Raw genomic sequence first — 8974 nt, 5'->3', positions numbered from 1 at the left:
GGACGGTGAGGGCAGGTCTCAGCGGGGCATGTTGCGCAGGTTCGAGGCCGCCATGTCGAGCATCTTCCCGACGCCGCCGTCGAGGACGATCTTGGTCGAGGCGGACGCGAAACCGCGGATCTGCTCGCCGCTGATGTGCGGCGGCATCGAGAGCGCATCGGGATCGGTGACGACGTCGATGAGCATCGGGCCCGGGGCGGCCAGGGCCTTCTCGAGGTCCTTGCGCAGCCGCTTGGGATCCGTGATCCGCACCGCCGGGAGGCCCACGCCCTCCGCGATCGCCGCGAAGTCCACCTGCTCGTGGTCGGTGCCGTGGTCCGGCAGGCCCTCGACGAGCATCTCGAGCTTGACCATGCCCAGGCTGGAGTTGTTGAAGACGAGGATCTTCGCGTTGAGGTCGTGGAGCTTCACGGTGAGCAGCTCGCCCATCAGCATCCCCAGCCCGCCGTCGCCGCTCATCGCGATCACCTGGCGCTCCGGGTGGGCCATCGAGGCGCCGATGGCCTGCGGGAGGGCGTTGGCCATGGTGCCGTGGTGCCAGGAGCCGAACACGCGCCGTGAGCCGTTGGGCGTGATGTAGCGGGCGCCCCACACGTTGCACATGCCGGTGTCCACGGTGAATACGGCGTCGTCGTCGGCGAGCTCGTCGAGGGTGGCGGCCACGAACTCCGGATGGATGGGCGTCATCCGCTCGACATTGCGGGTGTAGGCGGCGACCACGCCGGAGAGCGCCTTGTGGTGCGCCTTGAGCATGCGGTGCAGGAAGCGGTGGCTCTTCGTGCTGCTCAGCAGCGGCAGCACGGCCTGCAGGGTGAGGGCGACGTCGCCGTGGATCGCGAGGTCCAGCGGGATGCGGCGACCCAGCCGCGCGGCGTCGGCGTCGATCTGCACGATCTTCGGGGGCCGCTTGCCGCCGGTGGGCAGGAAATCGGTGTACGGGAAGTCGGTGCCCAGCAGCACCACGAGGTCCGCCTCGTGCATCGCGTCGTAGCAGGCGCCGTAGCCCAGCAGGCCGCTCATGCCCACGTCGTAGGGGTTGTCGTACTGGATCCACTCCTTGCCGCCGAAGGCGTGGCCCACCGGTGCCTTGACCCGTTCGGCGAGCTGGAGCACCTCCTCGCGGGCGTCGCGCACCCCGGCGCCGGCGAACAGCATGACGGTGCCCGCCTCGTCGAGCAGCTCGGCGAGGCGGCCGACGGGCGCCGCGGCGGGCTGCACGCGACCCAGGTCGGTGGCGAGATCGCGGGTCAGCGGGCCGTCGGCCTGCTCGTCGGCGACGTCGCCGGGCAGCACGAGCACGGAGACGCCCTGCCGGGCGATCGCGGTCTGCACGGCGATGTGGAGCAGCCGCGCGCCGTGGTCGCCGGAGGTGACCATCTCGCAGAAGTGCGAGCACTCGCGGAACAGGATCTCGGGATGGGTCTCCTGGAAGAAGCCGGTGCCGATGTTCCCCGAGGGGATGTGGGAGGCGATCGCGAGCACGGGCGCGTTGTCGCGGTGGGCGTCGAACAGGCCCTGGATCAGGTGGGTGTTGCCCGGGCCGCAGGAACCGGCGCAGACGGCGAGCTTCCCGGTCAGGCGGGCCTCGGCGCCGGCGGCGAAGGCGGCGGCCTCCTCGTTGCGCACGTGCACCCACTCGATGCCCTCGGTGGTGCGGATGGCGTCGACGACGGGGTTGAGCGAGTCGCCGACCACGCCGTAGATGCGCTCGACGCCGAGGTCGCGGAGCTGGGTGACGAGGAGCTGGGCGAAGCTGGTGCGGGCCATCGGTGTGCCTCCCGGGGGATGTGGAGCGCCGGGAGCGCGGTCCCGGCGCGGGGCGTCCCTCCGAGCCTAGCCCCGGGAGGTGAGGTGCGGGAGTCCTGCGGCCCTCAGTCGTCGAGCGTGGCCGTGGCCGTGCTCCTCTCCGCCGGCTACGCCTCCCGCGACCCCTCGGCCGGCGCCTCCGCGGTCTCCTGGTCGAGGGCCGGCACCAGACGGACCCGCTGCACACGGCGCTCGTCGACCTCCACCACCTCGAGGCGCGCCCCCTCGACCTCGACCGCGTCCCCCGCCTCCGGGATCCGGGCCAGGTGCGCCATGAGGAAGCCGCCCACCGTCTCGTAGCCACCCGTGTCCGGCAGGGCGATGCCCGTGGCGGCCTCGAACTCCTGGAGGATGAGGCCGCCGTCGACGGTGCCGTCGTCCTCGACGATCCGGTCCAGGTCGCCGGGCTCGCGCACGGTGTCGCGGTCGAACTCGTCGTAGATCTCGCCCACCAGCTCCTCGAGCAGGTCCTCGAGGGTGACGATGCCGTCGGTGCCCCCGTACTCGTCGACGACCACCGCGATCTGGTCCGCATGGGCGCGCATCCGGTTCAGCGCCTGCAGCACCTGGACGGTGCCGGGGATGTGCTCGATGGACCGCACCAGGGCGGACAGGGGCGTGGTGCCCGGCTCCTCGACCAGCAGCAGGTCCCGCACGTGGACGAACCCCAGCACGTCGTCGACATCCTCGCCGATGACCGGATAGCGGGAGAAGCCGGAGTCGCGGATCTGCTCGCGGGCGCCGACCACCGTCTGGTCGCCGGCGAGGAAGAGCACCTGGTGGCGGGGCTGCATGACCTCGACGACGGTGCGCTCGGAGGCGTCGAAGACGTCGGCGAGCACCCGGGACTCGGCCTGGTCGAGCGCCTCGGAATGGCGCACCATCGACTTGATCTCCTCCGCGGAGACCGCCTCCGTGTTGGCGTGGGGATCCCCGCCCAGCAGGCGCACCACCAGGTTGGTGGAGGTCGACAGCAGCCAGATCGCGGGCCGCATGAGCGCGCCGAACAGGCGCAGCGGCGGGCCCACGATCCTCGTCATGCCCAGGGCGTTCTGCATCGCCAGCCGTTTGGGGACCAGCTCGCCGAGCACCAGGGAGAGATAGGCGATCACCAGCGTCATGCCGATCAGGGCGACGGTGGACGCCGAGCTCTCCGGCACTCCCGCCCCGACCAGCACGGGGACCAGGGACGGCGCGATCGTCGAGGCGCCGTAGGCGGAGGAGAAGAAGCCCGCGACCGTCACCCCGATCTGCACGGCGGAGAGGAACTGATTGGGGTCGCGCACCAGGCGGGCGGTCTTCTCGCCGCTGCTGCCGGACTCCTCCAGCTGCCGGATCTGCGCCTCGCGCAGGTTCACGATCGCCATCTCCGTGCCGGCGAACAGGCCTCCGATCAGCACGAACAGCAGCACCAGGGCGAGATTGGCGAGCGCGGTCCAGTCCATGGACCTACGCTACGGCACCGCTGTCACAGCAGCGGCAGCAGCTCCTCCCACACGGCCCGCATGATCTCCGCGGCGGAGCGGCCCTCGAGACGCGAGGTCACGGTGAGCACCGCCTCCTGCTCGGGCAGGACCAGCAGGAGCTGGCCGTAGGCGCCGTCGGCCCGCCAGGCACCCTCGGGGGTGCACCGCCACACGCCGTACCCGTACCGGGCGCCCTCGGGCTCGCCGTCCCCGGTCGCGATCCAGGTGCTGTCCGCGTGCAGGGCATCGACCCAGGTCGCGGGCACCAGCTGGTCGCCCTCGTGCTCGCCGCGGTCCAGCAGCAGCCGACCGATGCGCGCGAGCTGCCCGCTCCTGAGGTGCAGGCCGGTCGCGCCCCAGGTGTGCCCGTCGCGGGTGGTGTGCCACTGGGGATTGAGGATCCCCAGCGGCTCGAACAGACGGGGCAGGAGCCAGTCGCGCATCGACTGCCCGGTGCGCTCGGCGATGATCCGGGAGAGCAGGAAGATCGAACCGTTGGAGTACTCCCACCGCTCTCCCGGCGCAGCGGTGAGGTCGGTGCTCAGGATCAGGGCGGTGAGGTCCTCGTGATCGCGCTCCTCGTCGAGGAAGCCGAGCACCGGGGAGCCGGAGGTCATGGTCAGCAGGTGCCGCAGGCGCACCTGGTCGACGCCCTGCCCGTAGCCGCCCTCGGGGGCGCTCAGGTGGTCGACCACGCGGTCCTCGACGTCCAGCAGTCCCTCGCTCGCGGCGATGCCGACGGCGAGCGCGGTCACCGTCTTGGAGACCGACCAGACGTTCTCCGTCGTGTCGTCGACGAAGCGGTGGCTGATCTCCTCGTGACCGCGGCGGTGCAGGTGCAGCGCCCGCACGCCGAGGTCCTTCTCGAGGATCCGCTGGCGCAGCGGGAGCAGGAGGAGGTGGTCCGGGACGGCGGCGGGGGCGACGGTGCTCATGCGCCGACCGTAGCGCGCACCGCCCGCCGCCTCCCGCCCGGTCCGCCCGGCGAGCTCAGCGACCCCCGGAGAGCCTGCGGTGGCGCTGCTGCACGCCGCCGGGGCCGTAGGGGTAGTCCTCGACCACCGGCTCGCTCGCGGTCGTCAGCAGCTCCAGCTGCTCCGGGGTCAGCGTGAGGCCGGCGGCGCCCAGGTTGTCGCTGAGCTGCTCGAGGGTCCGGACCCCGAGGATGACGGAGGTGACGGCCGGCTGCGCGGTCAGCCAGGCCAGGGCCACCTGCGAGAAGCTGGCCTCCTGCTGCTCCGCGACCGCGGCGACGGCGTCGAGGACCCGCCAGGTGCGCTCGTCCGCGTTGCGCCCGGCCCACGCCTCCATGCCGCGCTCCGGGTTCTCCCCCAGGCGGGTCGCCCCGGTGGGTCGCTGATCGCGGCGGTACTTCCCGCTGAGCCAGCCGCCGCCCAGCGGCGACCAGGGCAGCAGGCCGATCCCGGCGTCGCGGGACGCCGGGACGATCTCGTGCTCGATCCCGCGCACGAGGAGGTTGTACTGGGGCTGCAGGGTCACCGGCAGCTCCCAGCCGTGCTGCTGCGCGACGTGGACCGCCTTGGTGAGCTGCCATCCCGTGAAGTTCGAGAAGCCGTAGTAGCCGATCTTCCCGGCGGAGACGGCGTCGTCGAGGAAGCGCAGGGTCTCCTCCAGCGGGGTGAAGGCGTCCCAGGCATGGAGCTGGTAGAGGTCGATGTGCTCGACCCCGAGCCGTCGCAGCGAGGCGTCGAGGGCCGTGCGCAGGTGGCGGCGCGAGGTGCCGAGGTCATTGGGACCGTCCCCCATCGGGAAGCGGCCCTTCGTGGCGAGGACGATCTGCTGGGCCTCGGCGGGATGCGCGGCCAGCCAGCGTCCGATGATCTCCTCGCTGGCGCCTCCGCTGTAGACGTCGGCGGTGTCGAGGAAGGTGCCGCCCGCGCCGACGTACGCATCCAGGAGGGCGTGGGAGGTGGCTTCATCGGCCTCGGACCCGAAGGTCATCGTGCCGAGAGCCAGGGTGGACACCACGGCGCCGCTGCGGCCGAGGGTGCGGTGGGTGAGGGTGTGCTGGGTCATGAGGGGTTCTCCTGGGAGGGGTGGGCGGGGACGGGGTCAGGGCACGAGGTGCCCGGCGGCGCGGAAGAGCTCGTACCACTCGGGGCGGGTGAGCGGCACCTCGGATCCGAGGGCCGCGCCGGCGACCCGCTCGGGGGTCGTCGTGCCGAGCACGACCTGCATCTGGGCCGGATGGCGCGTGATCCAGGCGGTGGCGATCGCGATCGCGGGGACGTCGTACTTCGCGGCGAGGCGGTCGATCACCGCGTTGAGCTCCACATGGTCGGGGGATCCCAGGAAGGTGCCGTTGAAGAACCCGGCCTGGAACGGGGACCAGGCCTGCACGGTGATGTCGTGCAGGCGGCAGTAGTCGAGGATCCCGCCGCCGTCACGGGTGATGGACTGCTGCTGGTCGAGCATGTTCGCCGCGACGCCCTGGGCGATGATCGGCTGATGGGTGACGGACAGCTGCAGCTGGTTGGCGACGATCGGCTGCCGCACGTGCTTGCGCAGCAGCTCGATCTGGTACGGCGTGTGGTTCGAGACGCCGAAGGCGCGGACCTTGCCGGAGGCCTCGAGCTCGTCGAAGGCACGGGCGACCTCCTCGGGCTCGACGAGCGCATCGGGGCGGTGCAGCAGCAGGATGTCGATGCGGTCCGTCCCCAGGGCCGCGAGAGACCCCTCGACGGACTCGATGAGGTGCTCGTAGGAGAAGTCGAAGTACGGGCCGTCCCCCACGATCCCCGCCTTGGTCTGGATCGTGATCTCGTCGCGCTGCGCAGGGGTCAGCTGCATCGCCTCGGCGAAGCGGCGCTCACAGCCGTGCAGGTCCGCGCCGTAGACGTCCGCGTGGTCGACGAAGTCGATGCCGGCATCGCGGGCGGTGCGGACCAGCTCGCGCACCTCGTCGTCGGTCTTCTCGGCGATGCGCATCAGGCCGAGCACGACGTTCGGGGCGAGGATCTGGGTTCCGGGCAGGGTGAAGGTCTTCATGGGGGATGGTCCTTTCCAGGGCTCTCGGGGACGTGCCGTCACGCTAGACACGGGCGTGCTATAAGTAAAACAACTGCCCGTCATGCGATTGAGAAATGAGGTCGATCAATGGATCTGCGACAGATGGAGTACGTGGTCGCCCTCGCGGACGAGCAGCAGTTCACCCGCGCGGCCGCCGTCTGCCGCGTCTCGCAGTCCGGGCTCTCCGCCGCGATCCGCAGCCTCGAGGACGAGCTCGGCACGCCGCTGTTCACCCGCACCACCCGCCGGGTGGACCTCACCGACGCCGGGCTCGCCCTGCTCCCCTTCGCGCGGGCGTCTCTCGCCCAGGCGGCGGCGGGCCGAGACGCGGTGGTCCGTGCCACCGCCTCGCTGTCGGGCCGCCTCCATGTCGGGGCGGAGCAGTGCCTCGGCGTCGTGGACGTGCCGCCGCTGCTGGAACGGTTCCACCGCCGCTACCCGCTCGTCGACATCCACTTCACCCAGGCCGGATCGCACGACCTCGTCACGCAGATCCACGCGGGCGCGCTCGACGTCGCGTTCGTCGCCACCACCGAGCATCTCTCGACCGTGCACAGCAGGGAGCTCGGCCGGCGGCCGGTCGTGCTGCTCGCCCCGCCCGGCCATCCGCTCGCGGCGGGACCGACCGTGGAGTGGGCGGAGCTGCGGGATCACGAGTTCATCGACTTCCGGGACTCCTGGGGCGTGCGATCGCTCAACGAGGCGGCCTGCTCGGCGCGCGGAGCATCGCGGCGCGTGCGCTGCACCGTCGACGACATCCACACCCTGCTCGACCTCATCCACCGCAGGCTCGGCATCGCCCTCGTCCCCCAGCACGTCGCCGAGAAGCCGCAGGCCGCGGGCCTCGCCACGATCCGGCTCCCGCGCGAGACCACCCCCGAATGGGTGGTCTCCGCCGTCACCGCCCACGACGCCGACGCCTCGGCGAGCCGTCTGCTGGAGCTCCTCGAGCCTCCTGGCCACGCGTCACCGCTGCATCAGGACCTCGTCGCCGCGGCGGACCTCAGGTGAGCGACCCCTCGCGGTCCGCGAGCGCCTGCTCCAGCTCGTCGCGGATCCGGTCGCCGCCGTCGGCCTTCCACCGGGCCACCCCGGCCGGCCAGTCGGAGACCGGCGCTCGGCCCTGCAGGATGTCGTTGGTGAGGTCGTCGATCCTCCCGTCGATGCTTCCGCCCACCTGCGACTTCGTCTCGGAGTAGAGCCCGAGGGTGGGATCGGCGCTGCCGTACTCGACGGCGATCTTCTGCCCGTCGTACCAGGCCCGGGTGGAGTCCGGATTGCCGGGGACGTAGATCGGCCACGGGGCGTCGGTGAGGTAGCGGAAGCCCAGCGGGGTCTCGCTGACGCCGCGGTCGGTGGGCACCGGGTCCGTGCCGGCGAGGTCGTAGTGGACCCCTTCGTTCCCGTAGACGCGGAACAGGTACTCCTCGGTCCCGAAGGGGGCGGCGAGCCAGTTGAGGACCTGCAGCAGCGCCTCGGCCCGGTCCTCGGCGTCCTGCCGGATCGCGGAGATCCCGTAGGTGGGGTTGCCGAGCCAGGAGCAGGCTGTCCCCGCGGTGCCGTCGAAGTCCGGCGTGCGCATCATCGCCATCGCGAAATCCTCGCCCGATGACTGCTCGCGGTGGAACTGCGGCCAGGCGGAGAAGGTGTCGAAGGTGAAGTAGGAACGGCCCGCGCCGAACCAGTTCTTCACGTCGTTGCCCTTGGCCGCGAAGGTGTCGGGGTTGAGCACCTCGGCCTCCACGAGCCGCCGGGCGGCCTCGAGCGCCTCGGTCTGCTCGTCGAGCTCGAAGTTCCGGGTCAGGGAGCCGTCCTTCTCCACCCAGCCGTTGGGGATGCCGAGCATCTGGCGCATGAAGTCCAGCGGCAGCGACCCCAGGGCGAAGACGTTCTCTCGCGGTGACGTGAGCTCCTTGCAGAGGTCGAGGAACTCCTCGAAGCTGGACGGATCCTCGGTGATGCCCTTCGCCTCCAGCAGGTCCACCCGCTTGTAGAAGAGGGACGTGCTCATGACGCCGCGGGGGATCGGGACCCCCATGATCTTGCCGTTCAGGGCGGTGGGGCCCCAGGTCTCGGTGGGGATGTTCGCCAGGAACGGGTAGTCCGCGATCCGGGAGCCGGAGAGGTAGGGCGTCAGATCCAGCGCCGATGCGTCCATGAACTGCGGCAGCTGCGGCATGCCGCCGTCCACGCAGAACAGCTCCGGGAGCACGTCCCCGGCGACGGTGGTCGCGAACTTCTGCCCCCAGTCGGCACCGGGGACGATGTTGATCCGCAGGTCCGAGCCGAGCCGGCGGTTCAGCTCCTGCCAGAAGCTGTTGCGCCGCTCGCCCGGCGGGACCGGGGAGTCGGTGCGCACCAGGGAGACGATCTCCTTCCCGTCGCCGGGGGCCGAGGACGTCGCCGCGACCGGCTCCGCCGGGTACTCGAAGAAGGCGTCCATCAGCCCCGTCTCGGGGTCCCCGGGTAGATCCGGGGCGACGCCCTCGTAGGGCAGGTATTCGGGCAGCTCGACCGGGGCGTTCGCGAACTCGGCCGGGACGCCCCCTCGCCCCTCGTTGCTGCAGGCGGCCAGGAGGGCCGCGGAGCCGGCGGCACCGGCGGCGAGGGCGGATCGACGGGAGAGGAGGTGCTTCGGGCTCATCGGTGGGCCTCCGGGAGGTGGGACGTCG

At 71.4% G+C, this 8974-nt stretch carries 7 protein-coding genes; 1 reads left to right on the top strand and 6 read right to left on the bottom strand.

What is annotated here, in order from left to right:
- Nucleotides 1-18: 18 nt before the first annotated feature.
- The 5 genes from CXH06_RS00885 to CXH06_RS00865 all read right to left on the bottom strand — a co-directional run bounded on the left by CXH06_RS00885 (nt 19) and on the right by CXH06_RS00865 (nt 6281).
- A complete protein-coding gene (locus CXH06_RS00885; RefSeq protein ID WP_114853258.1) occupies nt 19-1767 on the bottom strand; it encodes a pyruvate dehydrogenase in 1749 nt (582 codons plus the stop codon).
- A 146-nt stretch (nt 1768-1913) separates the two neighbouring features.
- The gene (locus CXH06_RS00880; protein ID WP_114853257.1) at nt 1914-3251 is read right to left on the bottom strand and encodes a hemolysin family protein; all 1338 of its coding nucleotides are present in this window, start codon (nt 3249-3251) and stop codon (nt 1914-1916) included.
- Nucleotides 3252-3274: 23 nt separating this feature from the next.
- Entirely contained in the window at nt 3275-4207 is a 933-nt protein-coding gene (locus CXH06_RS00875) for a serine hydrolase (protein ID WP_114853256.1), read from the bottom strand.
- A gap of 55 nt (nt 4208-4262) precedes the next feature.
- A complete protein-coding gene (locus tag CXH06_RS00870) occupies nt 4263-5309 on the bottom strand; it encodes an aldo/keto reductase (RefSeq protein WP_114853255.1) in 1047 nt (348 codons plus the stop codon).
- Between the two features lie 36 nt (nt 5310-5345).
- Nucleotides 5346-6281: an aldo/keto reductase family oxidoreductase gene (locus CXH06_RS00865; protein ID WP_114853254.1), complete on the bottom strand. Its 936-nt coding sequence runs from the start codon at nt 6279-6281 to the stop codon at nt 5346-5348.
- A 108-nt stretch (nt 6282-6389) separates the two neighbouring features.
- Here CXH06_RS00865 and CXH06_RS00860 point away from each other — a divergent pair, with 108 nt between their 5' ends.
- Nucleotides 6390-7313: a LysR family transcriptional regulator gene (locus tag CXH06_RS00860; RefSeq protein ID WP_114853253.1), complete on the top strand. Its 924-nt coding sequence runs from the start codon at nt 6390-6392 to the stop codon at nt 7311-7313.
- Here the strand turns inward: CXH06_RS00860 and CXH06_RS00855 are convergent.
- Complete coding sequence (locus CXH06_RS00855) at nt 7306-8946, bottom strand: extracellular solute-binding protein (protein ID WP_114853252.1); 1641 nt, start codon at nt 8944-8946, stop codon at nt 7306-7308. The two genes, CXH06_RS00860 and CXH06_RS00855, sit on opposite strands and share 8 nt — an antisense overlap.
- Between the last annotated feature and the right edge of the window lie 28 nt (nt 8947-8974).

It is taken from the genome of Brachybacterium sp. YJGR34 (genome assembly GCF_003347015.1).
Classification (GTDB): domain Bacteria; phylum Actinomycetota; class Actinomycetes; order Actinomycetales; family Dermabacteraceae; genus Brachybacterium.
Note: the sequence above shows the minus strand (reverse complement) of the source record. Positions and strands in the feature narration are given on the sequence as shown.

Bases quoted from the DNA above. Each gene is read 5' to 3' on its own strand.
- CXH06_RS00875 (WP_114853256.1), bottom strand. From the start codon at position 4,207: ATGAGCACCGTCGCCCCCGCCGCCGTCCCGGACCACCTCCTCCTGCTC.
- CXH06_RS00860 (WP_114853253.1), top strand. From the start codon at position 6,390: ATGGATCTGCGACAGATGGAGTACGTGGTCGCCCTCGCGGACGAGCAG.
- CXH06_RS00870 (WP_114853255.1), bottom strand. From the start codon at position 5,309: ATGACCCAGCACACCCTCACCCACCGCACCCTCGGCCGCAGCGGCGCC.
- CXH06_RS00865 (WP_114853254.1), bottom strand. From the start codon at position 6,281: ATGAAGACCTTCACCCTGCCCGGAACCCAGATCCTCGCCCCGAACGTC.
- CXH06_RS00855 (WP_114853252.1), bottom strand. From the start codon at position 8,946: ATGAGCCCGAAGCACCTCCTCTCCCGTCGATCCGCCCTCGCCGCCGGT.
- CXH06_RS00880 (WP_114853257.1), bottom strand. From the start codon at position 3,251: ATGGACTGGACCGCGCTCGCCAATCTCGCCCTGGTGCTGCTGTTCGTG.
- CXH06_RS00885 (WP_114853258.1), bottom strand. From the start codon at position 1,767: ATGGCCCGCACCAGCTTCGCCCAGCTCCTCGTCACCCAGCTCCGCGAC.